We start from the raw sequence: 17,343 nt of genomic DNA, 5'->3' as shown, positions 1-17,343 counted from the left end.
ACGTTCCTTCGATAGACGCCGGATGGGCAGCCGCCTTTCGGGGCCGAAACGAGACTATCGGGCTCGAATTAGGCAGCGACGGACGGGGACAGCGAAGTCGCGGTCATCCCCAGCGCCTTTGCAATCCGCGTCACGAGCCGCTGATCTCCCTCATGGCCGGACTCGACCTTGGCAATTTCCGTTTCCGTCAAACCACAAGTCACGGCCACTTGTTCGATGCTGTAGCCAGCCAGGTGCCTTGCCGCGCGCACCGCTTCGCCCAGGTCGGTGGTCAGAGATGTGGGAACGTTCGAGTCCTCGATATTGCCGTAGTATCGTGACATGTGCGCTTCTCCAGATGCGTCTACTTTCGGACGCAATTTAGATGCTGCGCTAACAATTGCAATGCCATTGAATTCACTATTCGTTGTATGGAATAGTTCGCTCTGTAGCCCAGTGGGTCTACGTCAGCTTGCGGTCTTTTGAGAGTTCTGAGCCTGCGCACCTTCGGTGTGCTGAAGAAGGAAGACGGCCTCGCCGAAAATCTCCCGCCGCCGTTGGTGGCGAAGCTTGTAAGCGCGCTCCTTGTCGTCCGCCCTGATGTCGAGTTGCGAGGCCGACGCTTCGTTCTCCACCATGTCGATCAGCAGATTGCGCATGACGGCATTCATCTCCCGGATCTCCTGCATTTCCGTCAAAATCGGCGATGCGCGAAGTTTGCGAGCGATGGCCTCATCAATTTTCTTCTCGGCGAGGCGCGTTCTCGCCGCAAGATAGCGCATGACGGAAAACGCGCACAAAGCGATACAGAGCACGATGATGATCGACGTCATTGGCAGCCTCCTGATGCCATGTAGATCGTGGTTCGCGGCGGCAATTTCAATATTCACCAGCGATGCGTCAGAAACAGAACCTGTCTAGTACATAGTTTGCATGGGCGGACGATTGTTCAGACAATCTCGCGAGCTCTTTTTCGTCTTTGTCGGCCAGGATTCCGGTGCGTACCAGCACGGAGGCCAGTCCGGCGGTGTTCGCGCCGAGGATGTCGTGCTCGATGCTGTCTCCGATGCAAATGACACGACGCGGATCTTCTACCCCGGCAACGCGCAGGGCGTGCCGATAGATTTCTGGAAACGGCTTGCCAAGCCAAGCCACTTTGCCGCCCATTTCCTCGTAAAGCCTGGCAATGCTTCCGGCTCCCGGGGCGACCCGACCCTCGTGCAGCTTGTGGATGTCCGGGTTGGTGCAATAGCAGGGAATCCGGCTCTCGGCTGCCGGCCGGAGCATCTCGCGGTACTCCTCCATGGGGATGCGCTCGGCTTCGCTGCCGGAAATGATGATGACATCGGCGTCGCGCGCGGCATCTATCGAGAGCAGTCCCAGGCGATCCGCCAGATTGCGATCGCCGCCGCTGGAAACGGTGAAACAGCGGCGGTGTTTGGCGATACTCGATTGCGCGCGCGAAAGAATTTCGAACGCGACATCGCCCGAAGTGATGAAGTGTTGGAAACTGGTCGGCGCGAAGCCGAGTTTGATCAGTCGTTCGGCGTTGTATTGGCCACTTCGCCCGGAATTCGAAAGGATTATGATTTGCTTGTTTAGCGCTGCCAGCTGAGACAAGGCGGATATGGCGCCGTCATAGGGTCCGACGTCATCGCGGAGCACGCCGAACTGATCGACGAAGAAGACATCATAGGCTCGCGCCAAGGCCGCCAGATCGGCGTGAACAGTATCAGACATCGTTGCCTCGATTGGCCAGAACCAGCGCGGCTGTCCCCACGGCAGCCTCAACCGACTTCGCGGGCAGTGGCTCGACGCCCATCGCACGCGCTCTCATGGTTGTCCATACCGGGTTGCGCGCGCCGCCGCCGACCGTACGCAGGCTTCTCAGCTGCGGTGAGCCAAGTTCGTGCAGACGCTGGTAACCCAGCCGTTCGATGTCCGTCATTCCCTCCAACAGCGCCTGCAGGAAGATGGCGTCGTCGGCGGGCCTTGGATCGAGCCTTGGCTGGTGGTGCGGATCGTTGATCGGGAAACGCTCTCCCTCCCGCAAGAGAGGATAAAACCCCAGCCCGAGCGGACGGTCCGGATCGATCTTACGTGTGAGATGGTCCAGGCGGTCATCTCCGATCAAAGCACGCAGGACGTTGCCGCCGCTGTTCGATGCCCCGCCGACCAGCCAGAAATCACCGACGCGGTGCGAGTAAATTCCGTACTCCGGTGCATTGATGGGGTTCCTGGACGCCAGCTTCAGCACGATCGTGGACCCGAGTGCCGTCACGGCGTCGCCGACGGCGGAGGCGCCGGTCGCCAGAAACGACGCGCAGCCATCCGTGGTGCCGGCGTGATACCAAGCTGTTTCAGGCAACCCAAGCTCGCAAAGATATCCTGACACGCGCGCAATCTTCGCGCCGGCGCTGTGGATACAAGGAAGCTTCGAGATATCCATGCCCGCCGCTTCGATCCATCTCGGCCAGTCCCGCGCGTCGAGGTCAAACCCCGACTTGAGTGCGTTGTTCTCGTCGCCAGGACGCCCGGGGCATCCCAGTTTCATGAGAATCCAGTCCGCCTGATGTACGACAGCGTCGACGCCATGCCCATGCGACAGATGAATGGCGCGGGCTAAACCCGAATTCGCGCCGACTGCCGTCGCGCCTGTTGGCGCGTGCTTCGAGATGCGCGCGACGATGGCTGCATCGGGGCACGGCTCATTGTACATGAGCACCGATCCAGTCGCTTCGCCGGAGGCGTCCAACGAAAGGACAGTGCCGGAGGTCCCGTCAACGGCGATACCCTCGATTGCACCGAGATCGGTTGTCGCTGCGAGGTGTTCGATCGCCTCCTTCACCCTCAGCCACCAGAAAGCCGGCTCGCGCAATTCGTCACTGGACCTGAACGGCGCGGCGGCGAACGCCACGGTGTTGCCATCGGCATCGATCGCGGCCGCGCGCGCGCCCGATGTCCCGATGTCGATGCCGAGGGCAGCGGCTCGTCGCGAATGCGCGATCACGCGGTCTGCCTCGCCGACCCGCGATCGAGCGCCTGGCGATATTGCTCGGCCTCCCAGTGCGTCAGCTCGTATTCGTCTTCCTCGGACAAATATATGACCTTGCTTCCATCAGGAATGCGGCCAACGACCTCGGCCAGGCAACGCGCCATAACCTCGCCGCCAGCAGTCAGCGAACTCGACAGCAGGACACCCTTGTCGGGAACAATCAACATTTTGGGAGGCGCTCGTCCCGCGTCGTGCAGCGCGGCCTGGAAGTCCACCGCGCTTTGGCCTTCCGACAGAACGCCGATCTTGGTTCCGAGGAAGATGACGTGGTCGGGATACAGCGAACCGCCCAATGCGAGCTTCCGGTTGACTTCGGACAAGGCGACGGCGTGACTTGCGGGGTCTCGCGCGGGATGGAAGCCGGACCCTTCGGCAATCTCTTCAAGTGCCGCGACATCCGCCTTGATCGTCTCGCGCGTCTCGCGAGACAGCGCTTTCGTGACACGTTCGATCCTGTCGGCGACCTGTTCGAGAGTGTCGCCGCATACGATGATGCCGTGATTGAACAGGATCAGAACATCCGGTCGGGCCGCGGCGGCCTTTTTCGATCTCGCCCGCCAGTGGTGTTCCAGGGCGCCGGTAGGGGATGGTCACCCATGTCAGATCCGGAACTGTGCTCATTCGAGCGGCGAGCTCGCTGTCGCGGCTTTCGAGCACGGCAAGGGCGATCGCGTTGACACAGTGGTAGTGAGCGACAACGGGACTGTTGAGTGCCGCATGAAAGCTCGTTTCGATCGAGGGTCTCAGCCCACTCGAGTTCAACTCGCTGACGATGAAATCCGTGGATTTTTCCGCGCGCGAGTCGCCTTCGCGCAACGCGGACACGAGTGGATCGACAACCACCGGTACCATGATGTCTTCGGCCTCCGCCTTCGCGAGCCAGGTGCCCGACGCCTTCACCCACATGACGCCGTCCTGCTTGAAGGAAGTGTTCCCACCGGCGCCTTGGGTTTTCAGGATGTCGTTTCCGATTTCGCTCGAAAGCCGGAGGAAACCCTTGAACACGTCGGTTTCCCTCAGGTCTGGTTTGCCCATGAATGCCTCCTCCCGCTTATTGACGCCCATCGAATGAGCGAACTCTGGCGCAATCATATGAATGTGATTGAATATCGTCAACAATGAAGATTTTCGATCTTTATCGGTTGCGGATCGCAATTTCGTGTGATTATAGTTTGTCATGGACGTTAGGGAGAAACGTCAGTGGAGGTCAATAGTTGAACGATTCCGATCGCCATCGCCTGATTACGGAGATGCTTCAAGAGAGGCCCTTCGCATCCGTGCGCGACCTCCAGGAGCGGCTCGGTGTTTCTCCCGCCACCATTCGGCGTGACATCGACAAGCTCGATGAGATCGGCGTCGCCCGCAAAGTCTACGGCGGCATTTCGGCGAACGAAACTTCCGCCTCGGGCCGCCTCTCGGCGCGTCCATACGATGAAAACCGCGATATCGCGGTCGATGCCAAGCGTGCGATTGCGGAGAAAGCGGCAAGCCTTGTGCGGGACGGAGATTCGATCATCGTCCATGCGGGTTCGACATGTTATCAGCTTGGGCTGCAGCTGGCCCGGCGTAATGTCCGGCTCTATACCAATTCCATGCCTCTCGCCGCATATCTCGGCGAACACGGCACCTGTAGTCTGATTTTGGCTGGCGGCGTTCTCTACAGGGAGCCCGGCATCATTCATGATGCGTCGGCTGGCGCCCCTGATTTCTTCGCGTCTCGCTTTTTCCTCGGCACGCAAGGGATCAGCGCTGAGGGGCTCCTGGAGTCGCATCCGCTGCTGACGAAGGCGATCGGTGAGCTGAGCAGCTGCGCGGACGAGATCGTCTTGCTGGCGGATAGCCGGAAGCTGTCGATCCAACCTCGCAACGTCGTCCTGCCGCTTTCTCGTATCGGGACGATCGTCACCGACGATGGCTTGTCGGATGCCGGTGCGAAAATGCTCGAGGACGCCGGCATCACGATCATGATCGCAACGGTCGGGGGGCAATGATGACGTCCCCAAACGCCGTCGCTGTCTTCGATCTGGGCAAGACGAACTCGAAACTCTTCGTGTTCGGTGCTGACGGATCGATCCTCGCGCAAACCCGGACCAAGCCGCAATGGGTCGAGCACGACGGAATTCGTGTCCTCGATGACGAAGCGCTGTTCGAGTGGATGACGGCTACATTGCGGCAGGCCGTCGATGATTACGCGGTGGGCCACGTGATGTTTTCCGGACACGGGTGCACCTTCGCGCTTGTCGGCGGCGATCACCTGACGCATCCGATCCTCGATTATGAGCAGGATCCACCAAAGGCGCTTGCGCCGCGCATCGACATGCTGGCGCCTGTATTCAGCGAGACATACTCACCCAAGCTGCCGCTCGGCTTCAATTATGGCCGGCATATCCTGTGGTTGGAAACGACCAGGCCGGACAGTCTGTCCAAGGCTGACGCGATCCTCGCATATCCGCAATTCTGGTCATGGAAGTTCTCCGGCCGCAAGGTGTCGGAAGTCTCCTACATCGGTTGCCATTCTCATCTCTGGGCGCCGCTCAAGCAGGATTTCAGCAGCCTGGTCGATGGTCGGGGCTGGCGGGCCAAAATGCCGGAGTTCGCGCGTGCGGGCGCTGTGATCGGAGGCTGGAGGGTGTCGGAGGGCAAAAGCGCCGAAGTCAAAGTCCACAACGGTGTCCATGACAGCAACTCGGCGCTCCACTACTACCGCTCGCTGGGATTTGACGACTTCACTCTCGTATCGACCGGCACCTGGGTGGTCATCTTCAATTCGGCTTGCCCGCTGGATGCGCTCGACGAGCATCGCGACATGCTGGCTAACGTTACCGTGGATGGAAAGCCTGCTCCTACGATCCGCTTCATGGGCGGCAGGGAATACGATCTGGCGGGCGGCGGATGGGCCAAACCGGTCAGCCTCGAGGCTCTATCAAGGGTGATCGCAAAGGGTGTCTTCGCTCTCCCATCCTTCGCACCAGGCGGCCCCATGCAGGGGGTCGAGGGTCGCTTCGTCGGGCCACAGGTCGAGGGCGAGGAGCGGGCCGCCGCCGCACTCCTCTACGTCGTCATGATGACGGACCTGTCTCTCGATCTGATCAGGTCCGAGCATTCGATCGTCATCGACGGCGGCCTGGTGAAAACTGGTTTGTTTGCCGAGCTTCTCGCCGAACTGCGTCCTACGCAGGAAGTCTATTCAAGCACGACCGCGGAGGGGAGTGCGTTCGGCGCGGCGGCGCTGGTCTTTGAAACCGTCGGGCAATCCCCTTTCGAAAAGGAAACGAAGCGGGCAACGCCATTGCCGCTTTTTGGGCTCCGCGCCTATCGTCAGGCCTGGAGGTCGTTGGCCGAGATCGAAGAGCCGGATGTCGCGCGGCCACGCAAGGAGTTCCACGCATGACGACCGCAGGAACCGTCGAGCACGTCCCCCTTCTCGAGATGCGCAACATCAGCAAGACTTTCGGAAGCACCCGGGCGCTAACCAATGTATCGCTCACGGTTTACCCGGGAGAGGTCCACGCGCTGATGGGGGAAAACGGTGCGGGCAAATCGACACTGATGAAAGTCCTGTCCGGCGCCTACATAGCCGACCCGGGAGGTGCTGTTGTCGTGGAGGGCAGGCCGATCGTGGCGGGGGATCCGATCAAGGCGAAGGCAAACGGAATTTCCGTCATCTATCAGGAATTGTCGCTCGCTCCTAATCTGACCGTCGCCCAGAACATGTTTCTCGGAGCCGAGCCCTCCCGTTATGGCGTTGTGGATAAGGCGGAAGCGCGTAGCCGCGTCGAGCCGATCCTCAAGCAACTCGGCATTTCCTTCGGCCCTTCGCAGATTGTGGCCGCCCTCTCCCTGGGCGAGCGCCAGATGGTGGAGATCGCGCGTGCTCTGACAACCAACGCGAAAATCATCGTGATGGACGAACCGACGACCTCGCTGACGTCAAGGGAGACGGAACGGCTGTTCGAGGTGATCGCCGGGCTGAAGGCGCGCGGGATCGCGATCATCTATATCAGCCACCGCATGGAAGAGATTTACGCGCTGGCCGACCGGGTGAGCGTTCTGCGCGACAGTGCCTATGTCGGCACGCTCGAGCGCGAAGACCTGTCCGCCGAGAAGCTGGTGGCGATGATGGTGGGACGCGATCTGTCGTCATTTTACAAGAAGGAACACCGCGCACCGCTTCAGGCGGCTAAGACGGTCCTGGCCGTCCGGGATATGGGAGACGGCCGTCGCGTTCACGGCTGCTCATTCGATGCAAAGGCCGGCGAGGTCCTGGGTATCGCCGGTCTCGTCGGCTCTGGTCGGACAGAACTCGCACGCCTGATCTTCGGTGCGGACGGAAAGACATCGGGGACAGTGGCCCTCGACGGAAATGAGCTGGCGATCGGCGGGCCGCGCGACGCCATGGATGCGGGCATTGCTTACCTCACCGAGGACCGGAAGGGGCTCGGGCTCTTTCTCGATATGACGATCAACGAGAACATCAATATCGGCGTTATCGGCAAGGACGCGGCGCGCGGCGGCATATTGAATTTCGCGGCTGCAAAAGAGCGGGCGAGCCGGGCTATCAAGGCACTCTCCATTCGCACCCTCAGCGCCAGCATCAATGTCGGAGCATTGTCCGGCGGCAACCAGCAGAAGGCCTTGATCGCGCGTCTTCTCGAGACCAAGCCCAGGGTGATCATCTTGGACGAGCCAACGCGCGGCGTCGATGTTGGTGCCAAGTCGGAAATCTATCGGATCATCGACGAACTCGCGCAGAGCGGGATCGCGATCGTGGTGATTTCAAGCGATCTTCCTGAGATCATCGGCATCGCAGACCGTGTCCTTGTCATGCGCGAAGGCCGCATTGCGGGCGAGGTCCAGGCGACGCCGGAGCATCCGATAAGCCAGGAGGCCGTCATGGCCTTTTCCACGGGATCGGCATCGAAAGTAGCCTGAAGCCTGAAACCATAGACGACGGGATGATACCATGACCTCGACATCGACCGACCAGACAAACGTCAGCAAGGCAAAATTCAGGTCGACATTGACCGCGCTTGGGATGCTGCCGGTGCTTGTCATCCTGGCGATCGGCTTTCACCTTCTGAGCGGTCGCTTCCTGAGCGTCAACAATCTGTCGATCGTCACCCAGCAAGCCTCGATCAACACCGTGCTTGCCGCGGGAATGACCTTCGTCATCCTGACCGGCGGCATCGACTTGTCGGTCGGCTCGATCCTGGCGGCCTCGGCGATGGTTGGCGTCATCGTTTCGCTCTATCCTGAGATCGGCATGCTGGGCATTCCGGCTGCAATTGGCGTCGGCCTCGCCTGCGGCGTGGTCAACGGGGTCATCATTTCGTTTCTCAAGCTGCCGCCGTTCATAGTGACGCTCGGCTCGCTGACGGCGATGCGCGGCATAGCCCGTCTTCTCGGCAATGACACGACGGTCTTCAACGCCGACCTTCCGTTCGATTTCATCGGCAACGGCTCCCTCTTCGGCATCCCGTGGCTCGCGATCATCGCGCTCGCCACCATTGTCATCTCCTGGTTCATCCTGAAGCGAACCGTGCTCGGGACGTGGATCTACGCGGTGGGCGGCAATGTCGAGGCGGCACGACTGACGGGCATCAAGGTGCCGCTCGTCCTGCTCTTTGTCTATTCGATGTCGGGGCTTCTGGCCGGCGTCGGCGGCGTGATGTCGGCGGCGCGCCTTTATGCGGCAAACGGGCTGCAACTGGGGCAGGCTTACGAACTCGATGCGATCGCGGCGGTCATCCTTGGCGGTACCAGCTTCGTCGGCGGTGTCGGGTCGATATGGGGAACGCTGATCGGGGCTCTCATTATCGCCGTGCTGTCAAACGGTCTCATCCTCGTCGGTGTCTCGGACATCTGGCAGTACATCATCAAGGGGCTTGTCATCATCGTTGCCGTGGCGCTCGACCGCTACAGGCTGAAAGGGCTTAGCCGCACATGACGTGCGGCTCAAGAAACCGGGTTTACCGGGTCACGGGCGCGGGGAGCGCCAAAATGGAGGAAAGTATGCGTCTGTTTTCTAAACTGCTCGTCGGTACCGCACTCGCGGCGGCCATTGCAATGCCCGCTTCTGCCAAGGACCTCCAGAAGATCGGTATTTCGGTCGGTCTTCTCGGAAACCCCTTCTTCGTCGCGACGATCAAGGGCATCGAGGACCGCGCCAAGGAGATCAATCCGAACGTCCAGGTGACCTCCGTTTCAGCGGACTACGACCTCAACAAGCAGGTCTCGCAGATGGATAGCTTCGTCGCCGCCGGCGTCGACATCATCATGCTCAACGCTGTGGACGCGAAGGCAATCGCCCCGGCGGTAAAGAAGGCCCAGGCCGCCGGCGTGATCGTAGCGGCGTTCGACGTCTCCGCGCCGGGCGCGGACGTCACCGTCATGACAAACAACATCAAGGCCGGCGAGGAAGCGTGCAAGTACATCGTCGATCAGCTCAAGGGCAAGGGCGACGTCGTCATCATCAACGGCCCGGCATCGTCCTCGATCATCGACCGCGTTCAGGGTTGCAAGAACGTCCTGAGCAAGAGCCCGGACATCAAGATCCTGTCCGACGACCAGAACGCGCAGGGCTCGCGTGACGGTGGTCTCGCTGTCATGCAAGGCTTGCTGACCCGCTTCGACAAGATCGATGCGGTCTTCGCGATCAACGATCCGACGGCGATCGGTGCGGAGCTGGCGGCCAAGCAGCTGAACCGCAACGAGTTCTTCTTCACCGCCGTTGACGGCGCACCGGATATCGAAAAGTCGCTTGCCAGCGGCAACTCGATGATCAAGGCGTCGGCATCCCAGGACCCTTACACGATGGCGGGCGACTCGCTGAAGATGGCGGTCGATCTCTTCAATGGCAAGAAGCCAGCCGAAGCTACGGTTCTTCTCGATCCTCAGCTGATCACGGCTGATAACATCAAGGACTACAAGGGCTGGACCGCGGCTCGCTAAAGTCTCCTCCCGGTGCTCCGTCGGAACCTTCGGGTTTCGGCGGGGCTCATTCCGCAAGAAATCAGGAACTTGATGTCATGTCCAAAATCGGCGTCCACTCGTTTGTCTGGAGTGCAGGGTCTTCGAAAGACGAGATCGAGAGGACCCTTGCGCGGTCTCACGAGCTCGGCTTCAAACTGGTTGAGTTCTCCTATCTGGATCCGGAACAGGTCGATGTTAAATGGCTTGCGTCCCGCATTCAGGAGCTTGGACTGGATGTCGCTGTCAGCATGGGGCTGCCGGCGGAAGGCGATATCTCCAGCGATGATCCGTCGGTTGTCGCCAACGGTGAAGCGATCCTAGACCGCGCCGTGGCACTGGTTCGCGATCTCGGCGGCTCAAAGCTCGCGGGCATCTTGAGTTCGGCCCACGGCAAGCAGGAACATGCGCTGTCGCGAAAAGGTTGGGACCAAAGCGTCGGCACGCTTTCGAAGGTCGCGGACCGTGCAAAGGCTGCGGGTGTGACGCTGAACCTCGAAATCGTCAATCGTTTCGAGAGCAACATGCTCAACACCGCGGCTCAAGGACTGGCCTATATTCGCGATACGGGCGCTTCGAACGTCTTCCTGCATCTGGACACCTTCCACATGAACATCGAGGAGGCGGATGTCGGCCTCGCGATACGAAACGCTGCTGACAAGATCGGCTATGTCCACATTGGTGAAAGCCATCGCGGCTATCTCGGAACCGGTAACATCGATTTCGCTGCGATCTTCGACGCTCTCGTCGCGATCGGGTGGAACGACTTCGTCACGTTCGAGTCGTTTTCGACGACCATTGTCGATAAGGACCTCTCGCTGAAAACCGCTATCTGGCGAAATCTCTGGCAAGACAATGTCGCGCTCGCAAAACATGCGCGTACATTTATCGAACTTGGTCTGGAAACGGCGCGGCTGAAGGCCGATCTGGTGAAGGCGGCCCATATGCCGACGGCCTGAAGCGTAATTCGAGATTTACGTTCGGCGGTGTTTCATGCCGCCGGCAAGCATGAATCGCGTCGGGCTTGCCGGAGGCCCTTTCGTTTGAGTTATGCGGCGATGGCTGAGTATCGGCCTCAGTCTTCCTCACCCATCGATCAAACGCGGCTGGCAAGCCGCCGATCGTAGCCGCTGAATGACACAGCTTCCTCCCGCGACGAATGCTCGGCTTCATGATTGCAGCACCATACGGATCGCACGCCCAGGGACTTGAGGTGAAAACTTGTTCCTTGGCCACCGCCGATCTGAATCCTCATGTCGCTCACAGCACATTGCTGGTGCCCTCTAACACTGTCCTCGCAAAAATCATCAAGCCATTGGAATCCTTAATCTCTTCTTTGGAGGCTTTGCTCACCAGATGACGGCTGTTTCCCTGAAATGGTGTCCCCAAGCAGAGGAGAGCTTGTCGGGGAAGAAAATTGACCGCATTTGGCAGGGGAGAAAAGAGTTGGCCACAGGAACATCGGGGGTCCTCTAGAGAAGGCTTCAACAACCTTAATCAGGTTGTTGGTACGGCTGGCGAGACGAGTATCAAAATTGTGGTAAAAGCCCCGCGTAGCGACCTTATCGTCACGGCGTATCCCGTGCACTAGGTTAGGAGAGGGAATTTGTCACATAAGAAATGGTGCCCACGATGTGACCAAGGCTGGGTTGTGCCCGTTAGGGTCATCAAGAACGGGATCATTATCCAATTTTGCTTGGAGTGTGACGCGATCTGGCCGAGTGAATTGACGGAACTTCAAGCGGAGCGGTATAGCCCAGATTTCGAGCCTGATACCTTTTGGAGCCTCTCTCCGTTCTTGGATAGTCAGGGAATACATGAAGAAATCGGATCGATAGAAAACGTCTGGCCAGACAATGAGCATCTCTGGCGCGCTTGAAGGAAGTAGTCTTCGATGAGTTTTCTACTTCGGGCTATGGTGTAGGCTGGGCGTTCTGTTGCCGTGGCTGCGCGATCGGGCGAGGTCTTGGCGTGCAGATCGCAGCGGGCTCGGCGGAATTTCCGCAGGACGAAAATGTGCTTTTGTAAGCGGCGCTCACAACCCACTGCTAGCGATCCCAGGTGAGCGAGCTTGCCGTCATCATTGCGGCGTCTTGACGAGTCGTTAATTTCTATGAAATGCTAAGATGTCAGACCAATTCAGAGGTCGGCTGCCTATAAGAATATTGGGGAACCATGAGGGCATCAAACAGCGATAGGCCGGTCATCCGGCCGCTTCCGGCGATGGATCGCGCGCGTCAGGTAACGGATGCGCTGGCGGACTATGTGGAAGCCGCGCGGCTGCAGGCCGGCGAGCGGTTGCCGGCGGAGCGCGAGCTGATGGCGAACCTCAGGGTCGGGCGATCGACCATTCGCGAGGCGATCCGGCACTTCCAGGCGCTCGGCGTGATCGAGACACGCAAGGGCAGCGGAACCTACCTGCTGAAGCCGATCTCCAAGGCGACCATTCATATGCCGCTGTCGCTGCATGCGACTGATCTGCGCAATGCATTGCTGCAAACGCTGGAAGTCCGTCGCGGCATCGAGTGCGAGGCGGGCATGGTGGCGGCGAAGAAGCGGACGGCGCAGGACCTGATCGTCATCGAAGAAAAGCTCGACGAGATGGAGCGGGTTCATCTGGAGAAGGGCACGTCGGGTCCCGAGGACCTGGCCTTCCACCTCGCCATCTATGACGCCAGCCACAATCCGCTGTTTCGCCAGTTGCTCGAGCAGATGCGCGAGACCTTCTGGCAGTTCTGGCAGCACCCCTTCGAACGGCAGGATTTCGCCCGCCGTTCCTTTCCCTTTCACCGCACGCTGTTCAACGCGATCGCCGCGCGCGATCCCGAGGCGGCGCGCGAAGAGACACTGAAAATCCTCGCCGTCGTCGAGGAAGACATCAAGGACATGTCCCAATGAGCAACGGTTCAGACCCGTTCGAGTTCGCATCCCTCATCACCGCGCACGACGAAGGAAATTTCGCCGAGGCCGTGGTGCCGCCGATCTTCCAGACGTCGCTGTTCACCTTCTCCGATTACGACGACATGATTGCCTCCTATCGCGGTGAAAAGGTGCGCCCGATCTATACCCGCGGCCTCAATCCGACGGTCAGGATGTTCGAGGAGATGCTGGCGAAGCTCGAGGGTGCTGAGGACGCGCTCGGTTTTGCCAGCGGCATGGCGGCGATCTCGTCGGCGGTGCTCGCCTTCGTCGAGCCGGGGGACCGTATCGTCGCGGTCAAGCATGTCTATCCCGATGCATTCCGCCTGTTCGGCACGGTTTTGAAGCGGATGAAGGTCGAGGTGACCTATGTCGATGGCCGCGATGAAGAAGCCGTTGCCAAGGCGCTGCCCGGCGCCCGGCTGTTCTACATGGAAAGCCCGACGAGCTGGGTGATGGAGGCGCACGATGTCGGCGCGCTCGCCGCGCTGGCAAAGCAGCATGGCGTCATCTCGATGATCGACAACAGCTGGGCAAGCCCGGTCTTCCAGCGGCCGATCACGCTGGGCGTCGATCTCGTCATTCACTCGGCCTCGAAATATCTCGGCGGCCACAGCGATGTCGTCGCCGGCGTCGTGGCGGGATCGAAGGAGATGGTCGCCCGTGTCAAGGCGGAATCCTATCCCTATCTCGGCGGCAAGCTGTCGCCCTTTGACGCCTGGCTCCTGATCCGTGGCATGCGCACCTTGCCGATCCGCATGAAGGCGCACGAGGCGGCGGGCATGACGATCGCCAAGCGCCTGCAGGATCTCGATGTCGTCGAGACTGTCTGCCATCCGGGCCTGGCCAACCGGCTGCCGGCGGGTCTCAACGGCACGTCCGGCCTGTTCTCGTTCATATTCCGCGAAGGTGTCGATATCCGCGCCTTCGCCGATCACCTCAAGCTCTTCAAACTGGGAGTGAGCTGGGGTGGGCATGAAAGCCTGATCGTACCAGGCGAGGTCGTCCTTCAGCAGAAGGCACAGCCCAATTCCGCGCATACCTTCGGGATCCATGCGCGGTCCGTACGCCTCCATGTCGGCCTCGAAGGAACCGAGGCCTTGTGGAGAGACATCGAGGAGGCGCTTTCCGTCGCTTCGTAAAAGTCCAGAAACCGAGGAAAAACCTGGAAGGGGGAACTGAGCATGAAAAGACTGATAACCGCAACGCTGCTGGCCACGTTGATGGCGGGTACGGCCATGGCCGAAACGACGCTGAAGCTCGTGGAGGTGATCACCAGCCCCGAGCGCACAGAAACGCTGAAGTCGATCGTCGCCAAATTCGAGGCCGCCAACCCCGGCACCAAGGTCGACATCATCTCGCTGCCCTGGAACGAAGCGTTCCAGAAATTCGCGACGATGGTATCGGCGGGCGACACCCCTGACGTCATGGAAATGCCGGACACCTGGCTCTCGCTCTACGCCAACAACGGCATGCTGGAGAGCCTCGAGCCCTACCTCGAAAAATGGGAATACACCAAGGGCCTGACGCCGCGCGCGCTCGAGCTCGGCCGCGACGTCAAGAATACCGCCTATATGCTGCCCTACGGCTTCTATCTGCGCGCGCTCTTCTACAACAAGAACCTCTTCAAGCAGGCCGGCGTTTCCGAGCCGCCGAAGACGATGGACGAATTCGTCGCCGCTGCCGAAAAAGTCTCCAAGATTCCCGGCAAGTCCGGCTACTGCCTGCGCGGCGGACCGGGCGGCCTGAACGGCTGGGTGATGTTCGGCGCGACCATGGCCGGCTCCAACAAGTTCTTCAACGACGACGGCACTTCGACCATGAACAGCGAAGGCTGGACCAAGGGTCTCGAATGGGTGGTCGATCTCTACAAGAAGGGCCTGGCGCCGAAGGACAGCGTCAACTGGGGCTTCAACGAGACGGTGGCCGGCTTCTATTCCGGCACCTGCGCCATGCTTGACCAGGATCCGGACGCCCTGATCGCGGTCGCCCAGCGCATGAAGCCCGAGGATTTCGGCGTCACCAAGATGCCGGTTGGACCGAGCGGCAAGGGCTTCACGACCATCGGTTTCGCCGGCTGGTCGATGTTCACCACCAGCCAGAACAAGGATCTGTCCTGGAAGCTGATCGAGACGCTTGAATCGCCCGAAGGCAACATCGAGTGGAACAAGCGCACCGGCGCGCTGCCGGTTCATACTTCGGCGGAGAAGGACCCCTTCTACGCCAGCGAGCAGTTCAAGGGCTGGTTCGACGAACTGGCCGACAAGAACATCGTTCCAACAGTGATGCCGACCTACCTCGAGGAATTCGCCTTCTTCAAGGATTCGCTGGCTATCAAGACGACGCAGCAGGCGCTTCTCGGCGATATCACGCCGAAGGAACTGGCTGACCAGTGGGCGGACTACCTGACCAAGGCTCAGCAGAAGTACCTCTCGAAGAAGTAAGCGGGCTCAGAGCAGGCAGCCCCCTCATCCGACCCTACGGGCCACCTTCTCCCCAAGGGGAGAAGGGAACGGAGGCGTCGCGGCAAATCCCTTCTCCCCAACGGGGAGAAGGTGCCGGCAGGTCAGGTGCAACTTGTTGCACCGGGGATGAGGGGGCTACCCCCGATCGGGGTCCTATAGTCGAACCATGAAAGCCGCCAAAGATGACCATGACCGCCGATACGCTCGATAGTCGCCGTGACCGAAGGTCGTGGCTGAAGCGCGTCGCCGATGCCTCGGAACCCTATCTCTACAGCGCGCCATCGCTCGTCCTCATCATCGCCGTGATGCTGGTGCCGCTGGTGATCGGCGTGTCCTACGCGTTCCGCGACGTCCAACTGCTGAACCCCTTTTCCGGCGGCTTCGTCGGCCTCGATCAGTTTCGTGCGCTTTCGAAGGACGCCGCCTTTTATGGGGCGCTGAAGAACACGCTCTGGTGGACCGGCGCGTCGGTCGTCCTGCAGTTCATCTTCGGGCTGATCCTGGCGCTGCTGCTCGACAGACCGTTCTGGGGCAGGGGGCTCGTTCAGGCGCTGGTGTTCCTGCCCTGGGCCGTCCCATCGTTTCTCGCCGGCCTCAACTGGGCCTGGCTGTTCAATCCCGTCATCGGACCAATTCCGCACTGGCTTTACGCGATCGGCCTGATGAGCGAGCCGCGCAACATCCTGTCCGATCCCCAATACGCCATGTGGGGACCGATCATCGCAAACGTCTGGTGGGGCATTCCCTTCTTCGCCATCACCCTGCTCGCCGCCCTGCAGGCAATTCCGCGTGACCTCTACGAAGCGGCGTCTATCGACGGTGCCACCTGGTTCCAGCGGTTCCGCTCGATCACGCTGCCGTTTCTGGCGCCCACCATCGCGATCACCGTTCTCCTGCGCACCGTGTGGGTGTCGAACTTCGCCGACCTCATCGTCGTCATGACCGGCGGTGGTCCGGCCGATCGCACGCAGATCGTTGCCAGCTATATCTTCACCCAGGCCTTCAAGCGGCTCGATTTCGGATATGCCTCGGCCATTGCGCTTGTGCTGCTGGTGCTGCTGCTCGCCTATTCCATGCTGATCATCCTGCTGCGGCAGACCCTGCTGAACAAGGATTGAGCCATGAGACGATCCATCATCCCCACCATCGCGCACCGTCTGGCGATCCTGTGCTACATCGCTTTCGCGCTGTTTCCGCTGTTCTGGCTGCTCAAGGTCTCCGTGACGCCCAACGACCTTCTCTATTCCGAGGGTGTCCGGATGTGGCCGTCGCGCACGACATGGGACCACTATAGCTTCGTGATCCGGAACAGCGCGTTTCCGACCTTCTTCAAGAACAGCCTGATCGTTTCGGCCTCGACCGCCGTCGTCGTCACCATCTGTGCCTCGCTTTCGGGATATGCGCTGTCTCGGTTCAATTTCCGGGCGAAATACTGGATCGTGGCGCTGATGCTGCTGACGCAGATGTTCCCGCTGGTCATGCTGGTCGCCCCGATCTTCAAGATCCTGACGCCGTTGCACCTGACCAACAGCCTGACCGGCCTTGTCGTCGTCTACACCGCCTTCAACGTGCCCTTCGCGACCTTCCTGATGCAGTCCTTCTTCGACGGTATCCCGAAGGATCTGGAGGAGGCGGCGATGATCGACGGCGCGACGCAGTTCACCGCGTTTCGCCAGATCATCCTGCCGCTGACATTGCCGGGGATCGCAGCGACGCTCGGCTTCGTCTTCACCGCCGCCTGGAGCGAGTTGCTCTTCGCGCTGATGCTGATCAACGGCAACGATGCCGCGACCTTCCCGGTCGGGCTGCTGACCTTCGTGGGCAAATTCTCGGTTGATTTCGGACAGATGATGGCGGCGGGTGTCCTCGCGCTCATCCCGGCCGGTCTCTTCTTCCTTCTCATCCAGCGCTACCTCGTCCAGGGCCTGACGGCCGGCGCGGTCAAGGGTTAATCAC

The 17,343-nt window shown here is 60.3% G+C and carries 17 protein-coding genes; 11 read left to right on the top strand and 6 right to left on the bottom strand.

The window, feature by feature from the left end; genetic code table 11:
- Nucleotides 1-68: 68 nt before the first annotated feature.
- The 6 genes from P3R82_RS03085 to P3R82_RS03060 form a co-directional block, all read right to left on the bottom strand.
- The gene (locus P3R82_RS03085; protein WP_283192960.1) at nucleotides 69-323 is read right to left on the bottom strand and encodes a helix-turn-helix transcriptional regulator; all 255 of its coding nucleotides are present in this window, start codon (nucleotides 321-323) and stop codon (nucleotides 69-71) included.
- 123 nt (nucleotides 324-446) lie between these two features.
- On the bottom strand, nucleotides 447-812 hold the full coding sequence (locus P3R82_RS03080) for a hypothetical protein (RefSeq protein WP_283192959.1): 366 nt from the start codon (nucleotides 810-812) through the stop codon (nucleotides 447-449).
- Between the two features lie 67 nt (nucleotides 813-879).
- Nucleotides 880-1,719 (bottom strand): TIGR01459 family HAD-type hydrolase, encoded by an 840-nt coding sequence (locus P3R82_RS03075; protein WP_283192958.1) that lies wholly within the window; start codon nucleotides 1,717-1,719, stop codon nucleotides 880-882.
- Nucleotides 1,712-2,989, bottom strand: coding sequence for an FGGY-family carbohydrate kinase (locus tag P3R82_RS03070; protein ID WP_283192957.1), 1,278 nt, complete (start codon nucleotides 2,987-2,989; stop codon nucleotides 1,712-1,714). Before P3R82_RS03070 ends, P3R82_RS03075 begins: the two co-directional genes overlap by 8 nt.
- A complete protein-coding gene (locus P3R82_RS03065; RefSeq protein ID WP_283192956.1) occupies nucleotides 2,986-3,327 on the bottom strand; it encodes a hypothetical protein in 342 nt (113 codons plus the stop codon). Before P3R82_RS03065 ends, P3R82_RS03070 begins: the two co-directional genes overlap by 4 nt.
- An 88-nt stretch (nucleotides 3,328-3,415) precedes the next feature.
- Entirely contained in the window at nucleotides 3,416-4,153 is a 738-nt protein-coding gene (locus P3R82_RS03060; protein ID WP_283192955.1) for a class II aldolase/adducin family protein, read from the bottom strand.
- A gap of 95 nt (nucleotides 4,154-4,248) precedes the next feature.
- On the opposite strand from P3R82_RS03060, the gene P3R82_RS03055 reads away from it, so the two are divergent.
- From P3R82_RS03055 to P3R82_RS03005, 11 genes are all read left to right on the top strand, one after another.
- Nucleotides 4,249-5,025 carry a DeoR/GlpR family DNA-binding transcription regulator gene (locus P3R82_RS03055; protein ID WP_283192954.1) on the top strand — a complete coding sequence of 259 codons (777 nt, stop codon included), beginning with the start codon at nucleotides 4,249-4,251 and terminating at the stop codon, nucleotides 5,023-5,025.
- On the top strand, nucleotides 5,025-6,425 hold the full coding sequence (locus P3R82_RS03050) for a carbohydrate kinase (RefSeq protein WP_283192953.1): 1,401 nt from the start codon (nucleotides 5,025-5,027) through the stop codon (nucleotides 6,423-6,425). The genes P3R82_RS03055 and P3R82_RS03050 overlap by 1 nt, the downstream gene beginning before the upstream one ends.
- Entirely contained in the window at nucleotides 6,422-7,966 is a 1,545-nt protein-coding gene (locus tag P3R82_RS03045) for a sugar ABC transporter ATP-binding protein (RefSeq protein ID WP_283192952.1), read from the top strand. Before P3R82_RS03050 ends, P3R82_RS03045 begins: the two co-directional genes overlap by 4 nt.
- Before the next feature lie 31 nt (nucleotides 7,967-7,997).
- Nucleotides 7,998-8,981, top strand: a complete 984-nt coding sequence (locus P3R82_RS03040) for a ribose ABC transporter permease (RefSeq protein WP_183898244.1) — start codon at nucleotides 7,998-8,000, stop codon at nucleotides 8,979-8,981.
- Nucleotides 8,982-9,046: 65 nt separating this feature from the next.
- Complete coding sequence (locus P3R82_RS03035; RefSeq protein WP_283192951.1) at nucleotides 9,047-9,985, top strand: ABC transporter substrate-binding protein; 939 nt, start codon at nucleotides 9,047-9,049, stop codon at nucleotides 9,983-9,985.
- A gap of 77 nt (nucleotides 9,986-10,062) precedes the next feature.
- A complete protein-coding gene (locus tag P3R82_RS03030; protein ID WP_283192950.1) occupies nucleotides 10,063-10,962 on the top strand; it encodes a sugar phosphate isomerase/epimerase in 900 nt (299 codons plus the stop codon).
- 1,216 nt (nucleotides 10,963-12,178) lie between these two features.
- Nucleotides 12,179-12,901: a FadR/GntR family transcriptional regulator gene (locus tag P3R82_RS03025; protein ID WP_183898239.1), complete on the top strand. Its 723-nt coding sequence runs from the start codon at nucleotides 12,179-12,181 to the stop codon at nucleotides 12,899-12,901.
- Nucleotides 12,898-14,064, top strand: coding sequence for a PLP-dependent transferase (locus tag P3R82_RS03020; protein WP_283192949.1), 1,167 nt, complete (start codon nucleotides 12,898-12,900; stop codon nucleotides 14,062-14,064). The genes P3R82_RS03025 and P3R82_RS03020 overlap by 4 nt, the downstream gene beginning before the upstream one ends.
- 42 nt (nucleotides 14,065-14,106) lie before the next feature.
- The gene (locus P3R82_RS03015; protein ID WP_283192948.1) at nucleotides 14,107-15,366 is read left to right on the top strand and encodes a sugar ABC transporter substrate-binding protein; all 1,260 of its coding nucleotides are present in this window, start codon (nucleotides 14,107-14,109) and stop codon (nucleotides 15,364-15,366) included.
- Nucleotides 15,367-15,569: 203 nt separating this feature from the next.
- Nucleotides 15,570-16,505 carry a sugar ABC transporter permease gene (locus P3R82_RS03010; protein WP_283192947.1) on the top strand — a complete coding sequence of 312 codons (936 nt, stop codon included), beginning with the start codon at nucleotides 15,570-15,572 and terminating at the stop codon, nucleotides 16,503-16,505.
- 3 nt (nucleotides 16,506-16,508) lie between these two features.
- A complete protein-coding gene (locus tag P3R82_RS03005) occupies nucleotides 16,509-17,339 on the top strand; it encodes a carbohydrate ABC transporter permease (RefSeq protein ID WP_183898235.1) in 831 nt (276 codons plus the stop codon).
- Nucleotides 17,340-17,343 lie beyond the last annotated feature (4 nt).

Origin of the sequence: Rhizobium sp. AN80A, assembly GCF_030053015.1 — a bacterium.
Classification (GTDB): Bacteria; Pseudomonadota; Alphaproteobacteria; order Rhizobiales; family Rhizobiaceae; genus Rhizobium; species Rhizobium metallidurans.
This window is presented reverse-complemented; position numbering and strand designations above follow the sequence as displayed.